This is a genomic window from Robiginitalea biformata HTCC2501 (assembly GCF_000024125.1).
GTDB lineage: Bacteria > Bacteroidota > Bacteroidia > Flavobacteriales > Flavobacteriaceae > Robiginitalea > Robiginitalea biformata.
On the sequence record NC_013222.1, the window covers coordinates 1,482,014 to 1,502,989 of the forward strand.

At 56.8% G+C, this 20,976-nt stretch carries 18 protein-coding genes; 10 read left to right on the forward strand and 8 right to left on the reverse strand.

Annotation, left to right across the window (positions count from 1 at the left end):
• The first annotated feature begins 90 nt into the window (after nt 1-90).
• From RB2501_RS06580 to ctlX, 3 genes are all read left to right on the forward strand, one after another.
• Nucleotides 91-1,374: a citrate synthase gene (locus RB2501_RS06580; RefSeq protein ID WP_015753982.1), complete on the forward strand. Its 1,284-nt coding sequence runs from the start codon at nt 91-93 to the stop codon at nt 1,372-1,374.
• 68 nt (nt 1,375-1,442) lie between these two features.
• Entirely contained in the window at nt 1,443-2,363 is a 921-nt protein-coding gene (locus RB2501_RS06585; RefSeq protein WP_015753983.1) for a dimethylarginine dimethylaminohydrolase family protein, read from the forward strand.
• A gap of 152 nt (nt 2,364-2,515) precedes the next feature.
• Nucleotides 2,516-3,451 carry a citrulline utilization hydrolase CtlX gene (gene ctlX / locus RB2501_RS06590; RefSeq protein ID WP_041327566.1) on the forward strand — a complete coding sequence of 312 codons (936 nt, stop codon included), beginning with the start codon at nt 2,516-2,518 and terminating at the stop codon, nt 3,449-3,451.
• 11 nt (nt 3,452-3,462) lie between these two features.
• Here ctlX and RB2501_RS06595 read toward each other — a convergent pair whose 3' ends face one another.
• Nucleotides 3,463-4,890 (reverse strand): SDR family oxidoreductase, encoded by a 1,428-nt coding sequence (locus tag RB2501_RS06595; protein ID WP_015753985.1) that lies wholly within the window; start codon nt 4,888-4,890, stop codon nt 3,463-3,465.
• The gene (locus RB2501_RS06600) at nt 4,887-5,336 is read right to left on the reverse strand and encodes a hypothetical protein (protein ID WP_015753986.1); all 450 of its coding nucleotides are present in this window, start codon (nt 5,334-5,336) and stop codon (nt 4,887-4,889) included. The genes RB2501_RS06595 and RB2501_RS06600 overlap by 4 nt, the downstream gene beginning before the upstream one ends.
• A 107-nt stretch (nt 5,337-5,443) precedes the next feature.
• Here RB2501_RS06600 and argS point away from each other — a divergent pair, with 107 nt between their 5' ends.
• Complete coding sequence (gene argS / locus RB2501_RS06605) at nt 5,444-7,228, forward strand: arginine--tRNA ligase (protein ID WP_015753987.1); 1,785 nt, start codon at nt 5,444-5,446, stop codon at nt 7,226-7,228.
• Between the two features lie 134 nt (nt 7,229-7,362).
• On the opposite strand, the gene RB2501_RS06610 is transcribed toward argS, so the two are convergent.
• The 5 genes from RB2501_RS06610 to RB2501_RS06630 all read right to left on the reverse strand — a co-directional run bounded on the left by RB2501_RS06610 (nt 7,363) and on the right by RB2501_RS06630 (nt 13,204).
• Complete coding sequence (locus RB2501_RS06610; RefSeq protein ID WP_015753988.1) at nt 7,363-8,130, reverse strand: DUF6090 family protein; 768 nt, start codon at nt 8,128-8,130, stop codon at nt 7,363-7,365.
• 238 nt (nt 8,131-8,368) lie between these two features.
• Nucleotides 8,369-10,945 carry a TonB-dependent receptor gene (locus tag RB2501_RS06615; protein ID WP_015753989.1) on the reverse strand — a complete coding sequence of 859 codons (2,577 nt, stop codon included), beginning with the start codon at nt 10,943-10,945 and terminating at the stop codon, nt 8,369-8,371.
• Nucleotides 10,926-11,837, reverse strand: coding sequence for a FecR family protein (locus RB2501_RS06620; protein ID WP_015753990.1), 912 nt, complete (start codon nt 11,835-11,837; stop codon nt 10,926-10,928). Before RB2501_RS06620 ends, RB2501_RS06615 begins: the two co-directional genes overlap by 20 nt.
• Before the next feature lie 154 nt (nt 11,838-11,991).
• Nucleotides 11,992-12,480 (reverse strand): hypothetical protein, encoded by a 489-nt coding sequence (locus RB2501_RS06625; RefSeq protein ID WP_148214304.1) that lies wholly within the window; start codon nt 12,478-12,480, stop codon nt 11,992-11,994.
• A 226-nt stretch (nt 12,481-12,706) separates the two neighbouring features.
• The gene (locus tag RB2501_RS06630; protein ID WP_015753992.1) at nt 12,707-13,204 is read right to left on the reverse strand and encodes an RNA polymerase sigma factor; all 498 of its coding nucleotides are present in this window, start codon (nt 13,202-13,204) and stop codon (nt 12,707-12,709) included.
• Between the two features lie 125 nt (nt 13,205-13,329).
• Between RB2501_RS06630 and RB2501_RS06635 the strand changes: the two genes are divergently transcribed.
• From RB2501_RS06635 to folD, 3 genes are all read left to right on the forward strand, one after another.
• Entirely contained in the window at nt 13,330-15,102 is a 1,773-nt protein-coding gene (locus RB2501_RS06635; protein WP_015753993.1) for a hypothetical protein, read from the forward strand.
• Between the two features lie 152 nt (nt 15,103-15,254).
• Nucleotides 15,255-16,586 carry a signal recognition particle protein gene (gene ffh, locus RB2501_RS06640; protein ID WP_041327045.1) on the forward strand — a complete coding sequence of 444 codons (1,332 nt, stop codon included), beginning with the start codon at nt 15,255-15,257 and terminating at the stop codon, nt 16,584-16,586.
• 138 nt (nt 16,587-16,724) lie between these two features.
• The gene (gene folD / locus RB2501_RS06645) at nt 16,725-17,603 is read left to right on the forward strand and encodes a bifunctional methylenetetrahydrofolate dehydrogenase/methenyltetrahydrofolate cyclohydrolase FolD (protein WP_015753995.1); all 879 of its coding nucleotides are present in this window, start codon (nt 16,725-16,727) and stop codon (nt 17,601-17,603) included.
• Nucleotides 17,604-17,719: 116 nt separating this feature from the next.
• Here folD and RB2501_RS16230 read toward each other — a convergent pair whose 3' ends face one another.
• Nucleotides 17,720-17,881, reverse strand: a complete 162-nt coding sequence (locus RB2501_RS16230) for a hypothetical protein (protein ID WP_015753996.1) — start codon at nt 17,879-17,881, stop codon at nt 17,720-17,722.
• Between the two features lie 167 nt (nt 17,882-18,048).
• Between RB2501_RS16230 and RB2501_RS06650 the strand changes: the two genes are divergently transcribed.
• The 3 genes from RB2501_RS06650 to RB2501_RS06660 are packed head-to-tail and all read left to right on the forward strand — an operon-like array spanning nt 18,049 to nt 20,967.
• Nucleotides 18,049-19,773 (forward strand): alpha/beta hydrolase-fold protein, encoded by a 1,725-nt coding sequence (locus RB2501_RS06650; protein WP_015753997.1) that lies wholly within the window; start codon nt 18,049-18,051, stop codon nt 19,771-19,773.
• 28 nt (nt 19,774-19,801) lie between these two features.
• Nucleotides 19,802-20,431 carry a DUF2306 domain-containing protein gene (locus tag RB2501_RS06655; protein ID WP_041327048.1) on the forward strand — a complete coding sequence of 210 codons (630 nt, stop codon included), beginning with the start codon at nt 19,802-19,804 and terminating at the stop codon, nt 20,429-20,431.
• 17 nt (nt 20,432-20,448) lie between these two features.
• Nucleotides 20,449-20,967: a GNAT family N-acetyltransferase gene (locus RB2501_RS06660; protein WP_015753999.1), complete on the forward strand. Its 519-nt coding sequence runs from the start codon at nt 20,449-20,451 to the stop codon at nt 20,965-20,967.
• The last annotated feature ends 9 nt before the right edge of the window (nt 20,968-20,976 follow it).

Consider the following 20,976-nt stretch of genomic DNA (forward strand, 5'->3'; position numbering starts at 1 on the left):
AATAGCATAAAACGGCGCTTCCGGATTGTTAAAAAGAGGGCTTTTTCGTAGTTTTACAGGACCTGCATACATAAATTTTAAACCGAACAAATGTCAGACAAAGCGAGTATTTCAATCCATGGGAAATCGTATGAATTTCCGGTGGTGGAAGGCACGGAAAATGAAGTAGCCATCGATATAAAAACCCTTCGGGCGGCCACGGGGATCATCACCCTGGATCCGGGATTCAAGAATACCGGATCCTGCGAAAGCGCCATCACCTTCCTGGACGGGGAAAAAGGCGTGTTGCGCTACCGGGGGTATTCCATTGAAGAGCTCGCCGAGAAAGCCGATTTCCTGGAGGTTGCCTATCTGCTAATTTTCGGGGAACTTCCCAACAAGGAGGAGCTGGAAAAGTTCCACAAGGACATCAAGGCGGAATCCCACGTGGACGAGGAGATGAAGAAAATCCTCGACGGGTTTCCGAAGTCCGCCCACCCGATGGGGGTAATTTCCTCCCTGACCAGCGCCCTGATCGCTTTTAACCCGTCGTCTGTCAACGTTTCGTCCAAGGAGGATATGTACCATGCCATTGTCCGCCTGTTGGCAAAGTTTCCGGTACTGGTGGCCTGGACGCACCGGAAAAAAATGGGACTTCCCCTGGATTACGGGGACGATTCCCTGGGGTACGTGGAGAACATCCACAAGATGATGTTCAAGCGGCCCAACCAGGAATACAAAAGGAATGAGGTGGTCATCGAAGCCCTGGACAAGCTGTTGATCCTCCATGCGGACCACGAACAAAATTGCTCGACTTCCACGGTGCGGATTGTGGGGTCATCCCACGCCGGGCTGTTTGCCTCCATATCTGCCGGGATTTCCGCTCTCTGGGGTCCGTTGCACGGAGGTGCCAACCAGGCGGTCCTGGAGATGCTTCAGGCAATCGAAGCCGACGGAGGGGATACCAAACGCTACATGGCCAAGGCCAAGGACAAGAAGGACCCGTTCCGCCTGATGGGCTTCGGCCACCGGGTATACAAGAATTTCGACCCGCGGGCCCGGATCATCAAGAAAGCGGCCGATGAGGTACTCAGCGACCTGGGGATCGAAGACCCGATCCTGGATATCGCCAAAGGTCTGGAGAAAGAAGCCCTGGAGGACGATTACTTCGTAAAGCGGAAGCTCTACCCGAATGTAGACTTTTACTCGGGGATCATCTACCGGGCTTTGGGAATCCCCGTGGAGATGTTCACCGTGATGTTTGCACTCGGACGCCTCCCCGGCTGGATTGCCCAATGGCGGGAAATGCGCCTGAAGGGCGAGCCGATCGGACGCCCCCGCCAGGTGTATATCGGGGAGAACCAGCGGCCGTTCAAGGCGCTCGATAAACGCTAAACACAATAATATTCGAACCGGGGGGCCACATAAAGCGGCCCCTCGTTGTATCCATCAGCAGTTCAACTATGCTCAACCTGAATATTGCGGACGAAACGGCCCGGCTCCGGGCTGTAGTGCTCGGGACCGCCGCGGATAGCGGCCCGGTGCCCGACCCTGCGGAAGCCTATGACCCGAAATCCCTGCAGCACATCCTGGCGGGGACCTATCCGGAAGAGGCGGATATGGTCCGGGAAATGGACGGATTTGAGGCGGTGCTCAAAAAGCATGGGGCCCGGGTTTTCCGCCCGGAAAATATCCCGGGATGCAACCAGATATTTTCCCGGGACATCGCCTTTGTGGTGGATGACAAAATGGTGGAAGCGAATATCCTGCCCGAGCGGGAACGGGAATTCGAAGCCATTGTCCACGTACTCGACAAACTCGGCCCCAGCCAGTTGTTGGTCCCGCCCGAGGAGGTGCATGTGGAAGGCGGGGACGTGATGCCCTGGAAGGAATTCCTCTTTGTGGGTACCTATACAGCCCGGGATTACCCCGGCTACATCACAGCCCGTACCAACCGGGAAGCGGTGGCATACCTCCGGGAGGCATTTCCGAACCGGGAGGTTAAGTCGTTTGAACTTCGCAAGCACAACACAGACCCCCGGTTGAATGCGCTGCACCTGGACTGCTGCTTCCAGCCCGTGGGCCATAACCTGGCAATCCTGCACAGGGAGAGCTTTATCCACGCCAGGGACTACGAATGGTTGCGCAGTTATTTTGGTCCGGAGAATGTATTTGAGATCACCACCGAAGAAATGTACCGGATGTTCAGCAATGTGTTTTCCATATCCCCCGAAGTAGTGGTAAGCGAACAGAGCTTTACCCGCCTGAACGCCTGGCTGGAATCTCGCGGCCTGCAGGTAGAAACCATCCCCTACAACGAGGTGGGGAAACAAGGCGGGCTCCTGCGCTGCAGTACGTTGCCGCTGGCCCGGGAGCCGGGGTAAAGCCCCGGGCATCCGGCGGGATGAATCCGGTAAAATAAAGTGGGTGCCTCTCCGCGATTTTGGTACCGGAAATGGCTAATTTTGATTCCGGATTCCACGCGGCAATCCCACAGGTCCCCAATTTCGAATTCAAAAAAAATCACGTTCCCCATATGCAGATTACCGATTCCATATTGATGATTCGCCCGGTGCAGTTCCGCATGAACGAGCAGACGGCAGTCAATAATTATTTCCAGGAAGACCTGAGCCTGAGCGATGCGGAAATCAACCGCCGCGCCCAGGCGGAATTCGATGGGCTTGTCCGGGTGTTGGAAGCTGAAGGCGTCTCCGTCATGGTGGTGGAGGACCGGTTGGAAACGGATACCCCGGACTCCATCTTCCCCAACAATTGGATTTCCTTCCACCGGGGCGGGATGGTGGTTATCTATCCGATGTTTGCAGTGAACCGCCGGCGCGAGCGGCGGGAAGACTTGCTGGACCGGCTGGAAGAGGCGGGCTTCCGGATTACGGAAGTGGTGGATTACACGGCCGCAGAAGCGGACGGGGTGTTCCTGGAAGCCACAGGGAGCGTAGTCCTTGATCGGGAAAATATGAAGGCATACTGCGCCCTATCCGAGCGGGCCGACGAAGGGTTGCTGATAGAATTCTGCGAGGATTTTGAATTGCTGCCCGTGGTTTTCACGGCCTATCAATCCGTGGACGGGCAGCGAAAGCCCATCTACCACACCAATGTGATGATGTGTGTGGCGGAAGCATTTGCCGTTATTTGCCTGGAGGCCATTGACAATCGGAAAGAACGAAAATTTGTGGCCGACCAATTGCGGCAGGACGGGAAGGAGATCATTGAGATCACCGAGGCACAGGTCCACGCCTTTGCAGGGAATATGCTGCAACTCCGGAACGGCAAAGGGGAGCGGCTCCTGGTGATGAGCGAGAGGGCGCGTCAGTCCCTCACGCCTGCGCAGATCCGGGCCATCGAAAAGACCTCCCGCATCGTTTCCAGCCCGCTGGATACCATCGAGACCTGTGGGGGCGGTAGTGCGCGTTGTATGATTGCCGAGATATTCCTTCCCAGGGAAGGAGCGTAATTCCAGCGGCCTCAGGCGGTCTTGGCGATATTCCGGATCATCCCCCCGAAAATGAAATAGTGGAACGGCAGGACGCTGTACCAATAGAGCCTCCCTTTCAGGCCCCGCGGCCGGAAGGTGGCATTCTGGTGCAGGTAGTTGTCCGAATCGATTCGAAACTCCAGCCAGGCCTCGCCCGGGAGTTTCATCTCGGCGAATAGCAGGAGGCGCCCCTTTTCGCGGTCGGCCAGCAGGACCCGCCAGAAATCCAGGGAATCGCCCGTGTAGATTTTGTCCGGGTGGGTCCGGCCCCGACGGAGCCCTACGCCCCCGCCCAGTTTGTCCAGCAGCCCGCGGATTTTCCACAGCCAGTTCATGTAGTACCACCCGGTTTCGCCCCCAATTTTCCAGATATTTTCCAGGACGGCCTCCCGGTCGGTGATCCGGACTTTTTTATTGTCGGTCAGCACCCCGTATTTCGGGACCTGGATGTATTTTTCGAGCTGTTGGTTGAAGCGGCCGCTGACCATGCTGTCCTTCCAGCTGCTCACCACCAGGTTCTGCTCGATTTTCTTGAATGCGAGGTCGATGGCCTGCTGGTAGGTAATGGTTTCGATGCCCAGGATGTCCTGGAGTTTCCTGTCGCGGGCCACCACTTCCATCTTCATACTGTCCACGAGGTTTACGGCGAGTTTATACGAGGTGGAGGTGACAAAGTACAGCCAGTATGACGAAAGTTTGGGGGTCATCACCGGCACGGTGAAGATCCAGTTCCGGAATCCCCGCACGCGGGCATACCCGTGGAGCATTTCCTTGTAGGAGAGCACATCCGGCCCGGCGATGTCAAAGGACTGGTCAAAGGTCTCGTTTTGTCCGAGAACCCCGGTGAGGAAACGGATCACGTCCCGGATGGCGATGGGCTGGGTTTTGGTCAGCACCCATTTTGGGGTAATCATCACCGGCAGTTTCTCGCAGAGGTCCCGGATGATTTCAAAGGATGCGCTGCCGGAACCGACGATGATGCCCGCCCGCAGAACAGTGAGCTGAAACGGCCCGGTATACAGGATGTCCTCTACCTGTTTTCGGGAGCTGAGGTGTTTGGAAAGTTCCTCGTTATTGACGATGCCACTCAGGTAGATGACTTGTGTGGGACGGGCCACCTCCATATAGCTGATAAAATTCCGGGCGGCCTGCGCCTCCTTTTTATCAAAATCGCCCGTGGAGGTGCTCATGGAATGGATCAGGTAATACGCGGCGTCCAGCTTTTCGCTCAGGCGTTCGGGTTCGGGTTCTTTCAGGAAGTCAATTTCGACGATTTCGATGCGGTCCAGCATGTCCTCGTCCACGGAGAGCCGGTTCCGGTCGCGTACGGCACAGACCACCTGGTGTCCGGCATCCAGCAATTGGGGCAATAGCCGCATGCCGATGTACCCGTTGGCGCCGGTGAGCAGGATCCTCATGTTTCGGGGTTGTGTTGTTCGGGATGCCCGGGCGGGGCGGGGGGATGCTGGTCTGCCTTGTAGCCGAGCAGTTTCACAAAAAATTTCTGGACGGCTTTAGTGTCGGCAGCCACCCGGACAAAATGGTGGTCCGAATGGACCGTGTAGACCCCCAAATCGCCTTTGTAAAGGGTGAGTTTGTAATAGGGGATGACCAGGCCAAAAGTTTCGAGCAGGGACCGGAACCGCAGGATGATGCCGCCGGGGCGCATTTCGATATTGCAGGAATCCCGGTTGTTGTCCAGGAGCAGCAGGTTTCGAATCTCGACGCTGGCTTCCCTGATAATCAGTTTCGGCGACCCGATGCCGTTCATGGCCCAGCGTTGTTTCAACGGAAACGGTTTTCCGACGAGTTTTTCAATTCGCCGGTCGAGCTCCCGGTTTGTGTAGGAGACGTTAACCAGCATGTGCAAAGATTTCCATAGCGTTGTTTTACCCCTAAAGATAACCAAAACGGCCGGGGCGGGGAAACCCGGCGGAAATGTGTAATTTTGCCCGTTCAAAGCAAAGTAATATGGCGTTGGAAAGCGTATTGACCCGGGGCGTACGAGAGGCGGTTTCCAGGGAATTCGGGGTTGAACTCGAAACCGTGGAACTCCAACCGACCCGCAAGGAATTCGAAGGGGATATCACTGTGGTGGTTTTTCCCATGCTGCGGCAGGTCAAGGGGAACCCTGCAGCCATCGGAGAGGCCATCGGGGCTTACCTGGCCGAAAACCTGGAAGAGGTCAGCGGGTATAACGTTATCAAGGGCTTTCTGAACCTGGTAATCGACGATGCCTGGTACCTGGAATTCTTTACCCGGATGCGCGCGGATGCGGATTACGGTTTACACACGGGGGCGCGGCGGGGCTCCATCCTGGTGGAGTACTCTTCGCCCAATACCAATAAACCGCTGCACCTGGGGCATATCCGCAACAACCTGCTGGGGTATTCGGTGTCGGAAATCCTGAAGGCCGCCGGTTACAAGGTCTACAAGACGCAAATCATCAACGACCGGGGAATCCATATCTGCAAGAGCATGCTGGCCTGGAAACGCTTTGGAAACGGGGAGACCCCGGCCCAGTCGGGCCTGAAGGGCGACAAGCTTGTAGGGAATTACTACGTGGCCTTCGACAAGGCCTATAAGGAGGAAATCGCCGAATTGACCGCCGGGGGGATGGATGAAAAGGAAGCCGCCAAATCGGCGCCCATCCTGCTGGAAGCCCAGGATTTGCTGAGGCGCTGGGAGGCTGGCGACCCGGAGGTTGTGGACCTCTGGCGGAAGATGAACGGCTGGGTATACGACGGTTTTGAAGCGACCTACCGGAACCTTGGGGTGGATTTCGACAAGCTCTACTACGAAAGCGATACCTACCTGCTCGGCAAGGATGTCGTGGCGGACGGCCTGGAAAAAGGCGTGTTTTACAAGAAGGAGGACGGCAGCGTCTGGATAGACCTGACCGACGAGGGCCTGGATGAAAAGATCGTGCTGCGCGCCGACGGGACGGCTGTTTATATGACCCAGGATATCGGCACGGCCATTCAGCGTTTCCGGGATTACCCGGATATTACCGGGATGGTCTATACCGTGGGGAACGAGCAGGACTACCACTTCAAGGTGCTGTTCTTGATCCTCAAGAAGCTCGGTTTTTCCTGGGCCGAACACCTCTACCACCTGAGCTATGGCATGGTAGACCTGCCCGGCGGCAAAATGAAGAGCCGGGAAGGCACCGTGGTGGATGCCGACGACCTGATGCGGGAAATGGCTGCCACGGCCGAATCCATCGGGGAGGAAATGGGAAAACTGGACGGGTACACCGCCGAGGAGAAATCTGCCCTGTACCACCAGATTGGGCTGGGGGCCCTCAAATACTTCATCCTTCGCGTGGACCCCAAAAAGCGCATCCTTTTCAACCCGGAGGAGTCCGTGGACTTCCAGGGGAATACCGGGCCGTTTATCCAGTACACCTATGCCCGGATCCGATCCATCTTGCGCAAGGCGGGCGACGGCTATGCGGTACCGGACAAGGACCTGTTGTCGCTTAGCCTGCACGAAAAGGAAAAACAGCTATTGAAGGATTTGCTTGAATTCCCCGAAGTGGTTCTTCAGGCGGCCGAACAATACAGCCCCGCCCTGGTCGCCAACTACACGTACGACCTGGTCAAGAACTTCAACTCCCTCTACCAACAGGTTTCCATCCTGGGCGAAGAAGATGCCGTCCACCGGAATTTCCGGGTGCAGCTTACCGGGGAGGTGGGCCGGGTGGTAGCCCGTGGCTGCAAGTTGCTGGGCATCGAAGTCCCGGAGCGTATGTAAGCCGGGGGACCCCAACCCGGCGTAAAGACTATTGCCAGAGCGTTTCCCCCGGTGTTTCCCGGGGGAGGGGGTTCCCGTGCCGATACCCCGTGCTGGTGCGAAAGGGGGTAAGCCCGGGGCTGGTACGCAGGGGGTTACTCCCGGTCCTGATCTATCAGCGACAGGATTTTCTGAATCTCCTCGAGCAGCGGCTGGTAATGCATTTGCTCGGTGTAGACGGCCGTCAGGATAAAAATCAGCACATTGTTTTCGAATTGCCTCGATTCGAGCAGGGGCAGGTTGGTACCCGGATCCGGGCTGGGCGTCATGCCCAATAGTCCTTCGGCCAGGCCGTTCTCCTCAAAAATGCGGCGGATGCTGCCCGTCCCGCTCCGGGCTACATCCAGTACCCGGTAGCGCTGTTCCCTCAGCGAGGTCTCCTGCTGGCGGATGCGTTCAATCCGCGAATTCCAGCCAGTCAGTTTATTGCGCAGTTCGGCATTGGACAGGATTTCCAGCCGGCCCGCGCTGAGCAGTTCCTGCAGGAGCGAATTGTTGGGGTTGTAGGCAAAATCGTCGGAGAAGGCCTGGAAGAGCAGCCGGGACATCTCGGCATCGCTCAAAACCGAATCGGGGTGCGCGATGGCCTCGGCAATGGAGCGGGCCTTCACGTAGGTGTCCTGGTTTACCTTGATGAGGACCTGCAGTTTGGCCCGGCTTTGCTCAAACTCCTCCTGGAGCCCGGCCAGGTAAAATTGTTCCCGCTCCCGCTTTTTATATTCCTCACTCAAATCGCTGAGCCATATGGCGATCAGGATACCGATGACAATCAGGATTACTTCGCCCACGGCGTAGATGGCATATCGGGTGAAATTTCGGTTTTCGAGGACCTGGAGCCGGGCTTTGCGCAGAATACGGAGCATATACGAGAATTTCTATGGCGGGATTTATCCGGATTACCGGATTAAATGTAGCAGTTTTTGGAATATCCGTCCCGAAGCACCAGAAAAAAAGCCCCTGGTTTCCAGGAGCTTTTTGACAATTCTCAGAAAATAGGTGGATTACGCGGCAGCTTTTTGGGGGATTCCTCCCTGTTTTCTTCTCTTTCCTCGCGGCAATTTCCTTTCCGCATGTACTGACCATGAGCGGCTTCCTCAAGCCCTAGAAGCGAACCCGGAGGCTCAGGTTGGGCGTCAAGCCAAGGGACACGTTCTCCACCTGCTCCACCTCGTTCTGGTCATTCAACCGGTAGTACGTGTTCAGGATGTTCCGCCGCCCGGTCAGGTTCAGCACGGATGCACCTACGGAAGCGCGTACGGTTTCGGAGAGCTCAAATCCATAGATCGCCGAGGCATCGGCCCGGAAGTATTCCGGAAGCCGGCTGCTGTTGGGCTCGGAAAAATTCACCCGGTTCGGGAATACCGAGGTATCCACGGAATTCGGTTCCGGTTCGGGTTCTGTATAGGGCCGGCCGGTCCGGTAATTTACCCCGATACCCAATTTGAGGTTCCCAGAGGTGTAGTTTGTCCCGAAACTTATCGTGTGGCGGATGTCCAGGTTATTGGGAAATTCTGCAGGGTCCAGATCTTCAAACCGATAGTCGTTCCGGTTCCAGGCATAGCTGACCCAGCTGCTCCATTCGGCGCTTTTGAAGTTCAGCAGGGCCTCCACCCCATGTACGCGATACCGTCCCAGCTCCCCGTTGAACTGGTATTCGTTCTGGAACCCCTGGGTGTCCGTGGTGATGCCGTCCACTTCCTTGTAGAAGCCCTCGATCCCGGCTATCCAGTGGCCCCTGTCGTGGTGCAGCCCCAGGGAGATCTGCCGGCTGGTTACCAACGGGAGGTTCTGGTCGTCCGCCAGGATCCACCGCCGTTTTTCGATGCCCAGGAAATTTTGTTCCAGGTCAATCTTCTGGAGGCTCGTCTGGTTTTTCATCTCCCCCAGGACGCCGAGGACCAGGTGGGGGCGAAGCTTGTACTGCAGGTTGAGCCGTGGCTCCAGTCGGAACCGGTCAAAGTCGTCCGGGTTGCTCAGGTAATTCAGGCGCAGGCCGGCCCGCGCGTCGAGTCGTTTCCCGGGCCCTGTATACCGCCATTCGGAAAACAGGGCGTGGGTGTAAAGCACGTCTTTGATTCGGCTCAGGAACGGGGGTTGGTTCACCTCGGAATTGTTGGTGATGCCGGTGACCAGGAACTGGTAGCCCGCCTGCCAGTTTACATACGGGTTGAGGGCATAGTCCATTTCGGTCTTCAATGCAGTCTCCTCCACTTCATTGGCCTGGAAGAGCTGCTGCTGGCTCGCTTCGGTGGCGTAATAGGAGTCCAGGAGGTAGCGGGTGAAATACCCGCTGACGGCCGTGGAGAAACGGTCCGACCATTCGCTGGTCAGCCTTCCGCCCACCGCCAGGTTGGACTGGTCCAGCCGGCTGCGGTTCTCAGTGCTGTCGGCGGCCAGGACCTCCCGGTAGGAAAGCTGGTTTTCGATATTCAGTGCGCTCACCCGCAATTTGTGGTAAGCGTTCAGGTCGTAGAGCAGTTTCGCGCTTATATCGTAAAAGTAGAAGTCTTCATCCCGGCTTTGAAATCGCTCCGTATTTTGCCCGCCCGGGCCGCTGACCTGCGTATCCTGGAATGCGCGGTCCGAGAAATTCGAATAGGTGGGGGTGTTTAGAAAATCCGTCACGGAACGCCTTCCCGAGACCTGGATGGCCAGGCGGTCCGAAATAGGGATATGGCCGTAGGCATCCCCGCTCAGCAGGTTCAGCCCGGCCCCGCCAAAATAGGTTCGTTCCACCTCGTCGTGGGTGTGCATACTGATAATGCCGCTGAGCCCGTCCCCGTACCGGGCGCTACTGCCGTTCTTGATGATTTCCACTTCCCGCGTCAGGTAGGGGTTGAAGGCGGATATCAGCCCGAAGAAATGCCCGGACTGGTACATCTTGATCCCGTCCCAGAGCAGCAGGTTCTGGTCGTTTGTGCCTCCCCGGATATTGATATTGGAAACGGTCTCGTCCACACTTTTGATACCCGGCAGGGCCTGGATGGTTTGCAGGACGTCCGGTTCGGTCAGGCCGGGCAAAACCCCGAATTCCGAAGGCATCATCAGGATGCTGCCGTTGTCCCCGCGCCGGAGGCCGCTGGTGAGAAACTTGTAGACGACCACCTCCTGGAGTTCCTGGTAGCGTACCGGCAGGAGGAGCGGGGTACAGCGGTCCCTCCGTACCAGTTCTTCCGCCCGCATATAGCGCGTCCGGAATCCGAGGTGGCGGATCCTCAGGGTGGCACCCCTCGGGATTTCCTGCAGCCGGAAAGCCCCGTCCGGTCCGGTAACCGTGGCAATACTGCTTCCGAGTACTTCCACGGACGCCCCGGAAATCGTATTGTCCTCAAAATTATCGTAGACCTGGCCGCAGATAGTTACCAGGTTGCTTTTGGCTACCGTATAGTACCGCTCGTTGAGTTTCTCGATCCGGAGCTGGATTTGCTGCCGGAGCTCTTCGAGCACCGGCTCAAGGGGCAGGCTGGCCAGGAGGTCGGCAGGCAGGCCCACCCGAAGGTTTCCCAGGTCCTCGTCCACATAGGAAAACGCCACCTGGTGACGCGCTTCCAACTGCCGGAGCAGGCCGATGACATCCTGTTCCCCGGCGGTCTGCCCTCGGGCAATTGCGGAGGCGAACAGGGCCAGGAGAAGGAGGAACGGGTAAAACGACCGGACCTTACGGAGTTTCTTCGGCATATATAAGTACTTTGTTACCGGCTACTTCATAAGTAAGTTGTAGCGGGGCACTTATACTTTGTAACGCCAAATCCATATTTGTGTTGCTGATGGTCCCGGTATATCGCCGGGAAAGATCGAAGCCGCGGGTCTCTACTTCCATATTGTACTGGCGGCGGAACTCGTCGATCACGAAGGAAAGGGGCATGGACCGGAAGGCAGTTTCCTCCCCGGTCCAGGAGGGGCGGTCTCCTTCAACCGTTTCGGATTTGAAGGCGGTGGAACCGACTACCCGGTAGGCGCTTCCCGCCGGGAGTTCAATGGTCTTGCTTTTGTGAGTTACCCGGACGCGGCCCTCGTAACAGCTGACGATAAACACATCGCCCCGCTGGAGGACATTGAACTGGGTGCCCAGAACAGCTACGGTACCGGCAGGGGTTTCCACCGTAAAGGTTTCCCCTTTGGCAACCTTAAAGTAGGCCTCGCCAGTGAGGCGGACCTGCCGCTTTTCATCCCATTTTGTCTTGCTGTAGGTGAGTTCGGAGCCCGCATTGAGCAGCACCTCCGAGGCATCCGGCAGGCGCAATTCCTGGCGTTGGGCAAATTTGGCTTCCACGGTGGCCTCCAGGGAGTTTATATAGAAGTATCCGGCAGTCAGCATCAGGATCACGGCCGCAGCGATGCTCAGCCAGCGAACGGCCGGCTGCAGTCGGCGCACTTTTCCCGTGTTGCCGGCCCGTGCCTGCTTCACGCGGTCCAGGGCCGCTTCCGTGTCGAATGCGGGGCCTTCCAGGCGGGACGAAACCGACGCAATGCGCTCGTAGGTCTCGAATTCAGGGGAATCCCTGAAGACCTTCATTTCGGCTTCCGTAAGCTCGCCGTTCAACCATTTTGCCAGATAATTCTCTTTCACAATGAGATACTTTACACCTCTTAAACAACTGTTTAGTAGGATACCCTACCTGGAATATCCATTTTTTGACGTATTTCGGGTAAAGATATTAAATAATCGGTGTGTGGTGGGTTTTGGCTGTGAGGTGGAATCCGTGGACAAACCGCATTTGATTTCAGTGGACGACCCGCAGGTGGGAGGTCAGCCCGAGCTCGTGAAACAGGCGGGACAGTTCTTCCCGCATCTTCTTTTCAAACCGGAAGTACAACAGGAAATACAGCGGCAGCCCCAGGAGGCCGATCCAATGATCCCGGATCTGCCGTTTCTGGCCCAGACTCTGGAAGTATGCGGAGCGGTGGTAGCGCCCCATGAGCAAAAAACAGAGGAAGCCTGTAAAACAGCCCAGGCAAAGCGCGGCAGTATACCATCCCGGGGAAGCCAGCCAGGATCCCAACAGGAGCACTACCAGCATCAGGTGGACAAATAAAGCCATCCGGATACTGCGGCGATAGTGCAGGAAGGATGCCACCGCCCCCCGGAGTTGCCGGGAGGTGTGCCCGGCCGCGGAACGCGAAGGGCGGAAGCCATTGGCGCGCAGCTCGGCGGTTATCCGCATCAACTCGGGTAGCGACAGGACTTGCTGGTTTGTTTGAGGTGTTCTCATTTACAGGTTGCACAGCCTGAAATCCGCGGAAATCCGGCTCAGGGAAGTCCAAAATAGGAAATTTTGCGCCCTGCCCGGGTTGAACGGCCTTCTAATCGGCTGATTTTCGGTAAGGTGTATGATTTTTCCGGGGAATGGCGCCCCGGTTGGTGTCAGAACCTACAAACCGACCAGTTGGTCTGTAAGTGGTTGACTGTGAATTATTAACAGGTGTCCCGCCCGAAGTTCAGATACCGTCGATCTCTTCCCGGAGCGATTTCAGGGCCAGGTGCATGCGCTTTTCGATGGCTTTGACACTCACCCCTTCGATTTCGGCGATCTGCACGTAGGTTTTCCCGTCGATCCGGTTGAGCAGGAAGGTGGTCCGCTGGTTCTCGGGCAGGGCCGAAAGGGCGGCTTCCAGTTTTTCCTTGAATTGCTGCTCTTCCAGCAGGAACTCGGGACTTTCCCGCGTCACGTTTCCGCCGGGTTCCCGATGTTTCAACCGGACTTTTTCGGCTTTGATAACATTCAGGTACAGGTTGTTCGCCACGGTGGAAACAAAGGCCCGGGCTTTCTCCGGGGCCACCTTGGCGCAATTCTCCCAGAGCTTTACAAACGCTTCCTGAACGGCATCGTGGGCTTTTTCCTCATTGCCGAACTTATAATATATGTAGTTGAAAATCGTTTTTGAATGGGTGCGGAAGATCTCGCTATATACCTGGTCGTCACAGACGTTGTCCATACGGGTGTTTTGATGGGTTGGACGCGTTTTTCAAAGATATCCCAAATATTTTAACAATCCGGTAGGGTATTTCAAAAGTTGGTTGTTCTATAGGAAACGAGCATTCAACAAAAATCCAAATCGTTATGAAAAAGTATGTTAACCTCGCCACCTACACACTATTCCTTCTGGCTATTATGGCCTTTACCTCCTGCCAGTCGGAATTTGAAGAGGTAAATACCGCGGATACTCAAGGCGAATCCTTTGCGGCGAATTCCTCAACGGCCCTGCTTATTGAGAAGACCGCCCGCCTCGATGGCTCTTTCGACAATATCGTCGACGGTTCGAGCTGTATTGCCTTGAATTTCCCCTATTCCGTGAATGTAAACGGGATCGACCTGGTGATTGATTCCCGGGAAGACCTCCACCTGATCGAGGAAATCTTTGACGAGTTTGAAGAAGATGAGGACATCCTGGAGATCATATTCCCCATTACCATCACCACCAAAGACCTGGACGAGCTGGTCATCGAGGGCCCCGACGCCCTGGAGGAATTGGTCCGCGATTGCGTGGAAGGCGGGGACGATGACGATATCGAATGTATCGACTTCGTCTATCCGATAACCTTTTACACCTTCGACGTAAGCAATACGCAAACCGGCCAGGTGACTGTGGAGAGCGACGAACAGCTTCAGCGCTTCCTGAAGGAACGCGGGGGTGACGATATCATCAGCATCCAGTACCCGATCACCCTGGTGAAGTACGACGGAACCGAGATCCGCGTGAGCAGCAACGAAGAACTGGCAGTTGCCCTCGATACGGCCCGCGACATCTGTGATGAGGACGACGATGACGATTACAACGACGACGACTTTGACGAGGAGCGCCTGGCAAACCTGCTGACGGAATGCCCCTGGATTGTGCTGACCGTAGAACGGGATGCAGCAAACCTCTCGGATCGGTATGAGGCCTACAAAATGTTCTTCGGCGTCGATGGCGCTGTGGAAGTGAAAGACCGCGAAGGCAATACCCTGGTGGGCGAATGGAACCTGCGGATGTCCGACCACGGCGTCCTGCTGCAACTCAGCTTCGATACCCTGGTGGACTTTAACCTGACCTGGCTGGTCTACGATATCGGCGATGGCAAGATCAAGCTCTTTGCCGAGGGAGGAAACCGCATCATCATGAAGATTACCTGCGGCGACCCCGGTGGCATCCTGCCGGGAACCCTTGCCGAAATCCTGCGCGAATGCAGCTGGATCATTAAAAAGGTGAAGAACCAGGGCGAGGAGATCGACCGCCTGCTCGGATATGAATTTGAGTTCCAGGCCGAAGGCGTGGTAACGCTGAGCAACGGGGTTACCGTGAGCGAAGGCACCTGGGAAGTAACCACCAATACCGAAGGCCATCTGGTACTGGCCATCTCCATGGGAGACGAGCCCGGGGTCAACTTTGAATGGCCGCTGCGCGAACTCCTGGACAACCGCCTGAAATTCGAGGTGGAGGAGATCGACTACGAACTGATCCTGCTGCGCGTATGCCCGGGGACTGTTGACAACGACGTTGCCGAAATCCGCAATGTCCTGATGGGGGGCGACTGGATGGTGGCTGCCTATACGGAGACCTACATGGAGGAAACCGTTGACGCCACGGCTGAATTTGCCGGGTTCGACTTCAATTTCGGCGCCGAGCACGTCCTCACGGTGAGCACCAATATGGATCCGTTGAAACAAGGACTCTGGCGTGTTGTTCGCGACAGCGAAGGCAAGATCAAATGCTACCTGAACCTCGGGGACGACGATGACCTGCTGTCGGAACTGACCGAGGATTGGGAATTTGTCTCCATGACAGAAAGCCGGATTGAGCTGAAGGATATCAGCGGAGACGGTAAAGTTTCGGTACTCGTATTTGAAAAATAAATGATTGTTACCATGAATTTCAACTGAAATTCTTTTTTGCCCCAATTTTGACGGAAGGGCGGTTTCCCGAAAGGGAAGCCGCTCTTTTTTTGGCCCTATGTTAATCCCCTCCGGATTCGTACCTTTGCCATTGCTGAAAAACGAGGCAAATTATGTTTGATAGCTTAAGCGAGAAACTGGACAAGGCGATGCACGTGCTGCGCGGGCACGGGCAGATCACGGAGATCAACGTGGCGGAGACCACCAAGGAAATCCGCCGGGCCCTGCTCGACGCGGACGTCAACTTCAAGATCGCCAAGGAGTTCACCAATACGGTCAAGGAAAAGGCCATCGGGCAGAACGTGCTTACCACGCTGCAGCCCGGGCAGCTGCTGACCAAGATTGTCAAGGACGAGCTCACCCAGCTCATGGGCGGGGAGGCCGAAGGGGTGGACCTGCAGGGGAGCCCGGCGGTGATTCTGATGTCCGGCCTTCAGGGTTCGGGTAAGACCACGTTTTCCGGGAAGCTTGCCAATTTCCTCAAATCAAAGAAAACAAAGAACCCCCTGCTGGTGGCCTGCGACGTCTACCGCCCGGCAGCTATCGACCAGTTGCACGTGGTGGGAGACCAGATCGGCGTCCCGGTCTTTTCCGACAAGGAAGTGAAGGACCCGGTACAACTCGCCAAGGCCGGGGTGGCACACGCGAAACAAAACGGACACAATGTGGTGATCATCGATACGGCCGGTCGGCTGGCCGTGGACGAGCAGATGATGACCGAGATCTCGAATATCCGCGACGCGGTTAGCCCCGGCGAAATACTCTTTGTGGTGGATGCCATGACCGGGCAGGACGCGGTGAATACGGCCAAGGCCTTTAACGATGTGCTGGACTTTGACGGGGTGGTACTCACCAAGCTCGACGGGGATACCCGTGGGGGGGCGGCCATTTCCATCAAATCCGTGGTGGACAAGCCCATCAAATTTATCGGTACGGGGGAAAAGATGGAGGCCATCGATGTATTCCACCCTTCCCGTATGGCCGACCGGATCCTGGGGATGGGCGACGTGGTTTCCCTGGTGGAGCGCGCCCAGGAGCAGTTCGACGAAGAGCAGGCCCGGAAGATCCAGAAAAAGATCGCCAAGAACCGGTTTGGTTTTGACGATTTCCTGAGCCAGATCCACCAGATCAAGAAAATGGGCAGCATGAAGGACCTGGTGGGGATGCTCCCTGGGGCAGGCAAGGCGCTCAAAGGCATGGACATCGATGACGACGCCTTCAAGCACATCGAGGCCATCATCTATTCGATGACGCCGGACGAACGCTCCAATCCGTCCCTGCTGGACGCCCGCCGTAAAAGGCGGATCGCGGCGGGAAGCGGCACGAGTATCCAGGAGGTAAACCAGCTCCTGAAACAGTTCAACCAGATGAGCAAGATGATGAAGATGATGCAGGGCGGCGGCGGCAAGAAGATGATGCAGATGATGCAGAACATGCGGCCCTAGGGCCAAAGGTACCGGTCCGGAAGCAGGGCACCCGGCCGTACGCAGTATGCGGGCCGTTACCCGCTTCGCAATTACCCGGCCAATACAGCGTCAACAGCTATACCATAGAAAAACCAGAATTGCTTAAAAACCAACCCGATGAACCTATTAGACGGTAAGAAGCTCTCCAACGAAATCAAAGATGAAATTGCCGGGGAGGTGGCCCGGATGAAGGAAAAAGGAGAAAAAGTGCCGCACCTGGCGGCCGTAATCGTCGGGGAGGACGGCGCCAGCCTCACCTATGTGGGGAGCAAGGTGCGGGCCTGCGAGCGCATCGGTTTTGAATCCACGCTTAAGAAATTGCCGGAATCCACCACCGAGCAAGAATTGCTCGCCGTGGTCCGGGAGCTCAACGCGGACCCGGCCATCGACGGGTACATCGTCCAGTTGCCTTTGCCCGACCATATCGACGAACAGAAAATCCTGATGGCCGTGGACCCGGACAAGGATGTGGATGGTTTCCACCCTGCCAATTTCGGGAAGATGGCCATGGAGCTCGAATCGTTTATTTCGGCCACTCCTTACGGGATTATCGAAATGCTTCGCCGCAATGGGATAGAAACCTCGGGAAAACACGCCGTGGTGATCGGCAGGAGCCATATTGTGGGGCGGCCCATCAGTATCCTGCTCAGCCAGAAAGGCCCGGCGGGCAACGCAACGGTTACCCTGGCCCACAGCCGCACGAAGAACCTGGCCCATCTGACCCGTCAGGCGGATATCGTGGTTTCTGCCCTGGGCGTACCGAATTTCCTGAAAGCGGACATGGTGAAGGAAGGGGTAGTGGTCATCGATGTGGGGATAACGCGTGTCCCGGACGCCAGCCGGGAACGCGGCTATTACCTCTGCGGGGATGTCGATTTTAAAGCCGTCAGCAAAAAAGCCTCCTGGATTACCCCCGTTCCCGGCGGTGTAGGGCCGATGACCATTGCCATGCTGTTGAAGAACACCCTGCTGGCCCGGCAGCGCCACCGGGGCTAATCCCGGTTCTTGCAACCCGGGTAGGCCAATGCCGCTGGTCCCGGTTGTAGCCGCCAGGCAAGGCCAACCCGGCCCATTCCGGAAATTTTTATCCCTGCACCCCTCCCGGGACCGCGTTAACCGGCGGGTTCCCGGCATACTTCCTGCTGCTGGTGGAGTTGCGTCTCCTCCTCGTTTGGGGTCAGTGTTTCGAATTCCGGGTCCATTTCATCGTTGGTGCAACCCAGGAGGGAACCTGCGGCTATCGCCACGACCCATGCCATCTTCAATGGTTTCATAGCGGACGGTTTAAGGCGCATGTTGCGCCGTGACTCTTAAAAGCCTAACGTCCGGTACGCGGAATTCTTATGAAGTTTTCGACGAACGGGGGAACTGCAGATCACCCCGCCGGCGCACCCCGGATGCCAAAAATCCCGTATCTTTTTGGAAAATTCCATAAATGCGAATGCAATACTTCCCATTCCTCGCAGGCCTCCTCCTGATGGCATGCGGGAATCCCGATGGCCAACGCACTGCAGAAATCTCGGTGTCCTTCAGCAGCGGCGCGAGTGATTCTGCCCTGGACGGCCGGCTGCTGTTGATGCTGTCCAGCGACCCTTCGGGCGAACCGAGGTTCCAGATCGGCACGGGGCTGAACACCCAGCTGATCTTCGGGATGAACGTGGATGGTATGGCCCCCGGGGAGACCCGGAGCTTTACCGGTGAGGAACCCGGCTTCCCGTATGCAGACCTGACAAGCGTGCCCCCGGGGGAATACCGGGCCCAGGCCTTGTTGCACGTGTACGAAACGTTTAACCTCTCCACCGGGCATACGGTGAAACTGCCCATGGACAACGGGGAAGGCCAGCAATGGAACCGTTCCCCCGGCAACCTGTACAGCCAGCCCGTCACCGTGCAGGTTACCGAAGACGGGATCAGCGGCCTTGAAATCGTGATGGACCAGAAGATTCCGCCCATCCCGGAACCCGCGGATACCCCCTGGATCAAACACATTAGAATCCGCTCGGAGCGCTTGTCGGAATACTGGGGCCGCGACATGTACCTGGGGGCCCACGTGCTGTTGCCCAAAGGTTTTGAGGAGCATCCGGAGGCCCGGTATCCGCTGATGGTCTTCCACGGGCATTTCCCCTCGGATTTCGGCGGTTTCCGCACCGAGCCGCCAGACCCGGGCCTGGAACCCGAATATTCCGAGCGCTTTGACGTGGAGGGGTACAACATTATCCAGCAACAGGAAGCCTATGATTTCTACCAGCGATGGACCTCCCCGGACTTCCCCCGATTCCTGATCATTGAAATCCAACACCCGACCCCGTATTACGACGACTCCTATGCCGTGAATTCGGCCAGTCAGGGACCTTATGGGGATGCGATTACCTATGAGCTTATCCCGTATATCGAAGAGCAGTTCCGGGGCCTGGGCGAAGGATGGGCCCGCTTTCTGTACGGCGGTTCTACCGGGGGTTGGGAAGCGTTGGCAGTCCAGGTAAAATACCCCGAAGAATACAATGGCTGTTTTGCGGCCTGCCCGGACCCGATCGATTTCCGGGCCTATTGTCTGACGAATATCTACGAGGACCAAAACGCCTATTGGTACGACAGCGAACACAAAACACTGGAAGTGCCAGCGCATCGCGATTACCTGGGCCATATCCAATCGACGGTGCGGGAGCAAAACCACCTGGAAGCCGTCCTGGGCGACAAAAGCCGCTCGGGCCAGCAATGGGATATCTGGGAGGCAACTTATTCGCCCCAGGGAGCGGATGGCTATCCGGAGCGGATCTGGGACAAGCACTCCGGGGAGATCAACCGCGAAGTGGCCGAATATTGGCGGGAGAACTACGACCTGCGCCATATCCTGGAACGCGACTGGGAGAAACTGGGACCTTCCCTCCGGGGGAAAATCCACATTTATTGCGGGGACATGGATAATTACTATTTGAACAATGCCGTGTACCTGATGGAGGACTTTTTGGAGCAGACCACCGATCCGTATTACGAGGGGGAAGTGCTGTACGGGGACCGGGCCGAACACTGCTGGAACGGGGACCCGGAATTGCCGAACCATATCAGCCGGCTCCGGTACAACAGCATGTATGTACCCAAGATTATGGACCGTATCGCCCAATCGGCACCGCCCGGGGCAGACCTGGAGAGCTGGCGCTACCGGTAGTGCCCGGATGAATAATTAAAACGATAAAATGAGTTGGCGATCTACTACCAATAAAGTGTCCTGGGTGGCCTTCGGCACCCTGGCAATTGCCATCGGGCTCTATCCTTTGGTCTACCTGGCCATGGACCGCGATATGGGGCTATTGGGCTCCAAAAGCGACGAGTTGCTGGCACAGGCCTCCTGGCAGGTAGCTTTCTACGGGCATATCGCCCTGGGCGGCCTCAGTTTGCTGGTGGGCTGGACGCAGTTCAGCCGTCGTATCCGCAGGAAATATCTCAGCTGGCACCGCAGGCTCGGGACCATCTATCTGCTGGCTGTACTGATCAGCGGGAGTTGCGCCATCTTCCTGTCCTTTTACGCCACCGGTGGCTGGGTGCCGGGGCTGGGTTTCTTCCTTCTGGGGGTTTTCTGGATATATTTTACCCTTCGTGCCTACCGGGCAGTCCTGCAGTCGGATTTCCGGCAGCACGGCCATTGGATGGTCTACAGCTACGCCGCCTGTTTTGCAGCAGTCACCCTCCGGATCTGGATGCCCCTCCTGATTTTTGGCCTGGGGGATTTCCTGACTGCGTATAAGATCGTGGCCTGGCTGTGCTGGGTCCCGAACCTGGCGTTTGCCTGGTTTTGGGTGCGCAGACGGGGCATGGAACTGGGGTAAATGCTTATTTTTAGGGTATGCAGCCCAAAAAAACCCAATCCGAGAACCCGGATTTCCGCTCCCTGGTGGCACGCCTGGATGCGGAGTTGGCCGCTCGTGATGGGGAGGACCATGCCTTTTACAACCAGTTCAATGGGGTGGAAGCCCTGGGCCGGGTGGTGGTACTCTACAATGGGGCAGTTCCCGCGGGATGCGGCGCCCTGAAACCCTTTGGGGAAGACGCGGTGGAAATCAAGCGGATGTACACGTTGCCCGCCCACCGGGGGCGCGGGGTCGCCAGCCGGGTGCTGAAGGAGCTGGAAGCCTGGGCGCGGGAAGACGGTTTTTCCCGGGTGGTTTTGGAAACCGGGAAACGGCAACCCGAGGCCATTGCGTTGTACGAAAAACACGGGTACCTTCGGATTCCGAATTATCCCCCCTATGAGGGGGTCGATAACAGCGTTTGCTTTGAAAAACGATTTGGCCGTCTGCAACCGGAAGCCCCGGAAGGACGGGAAGCACCGGGGGGCGGAAGCTCCGGAAACCCGGAACAATAAATATTTATA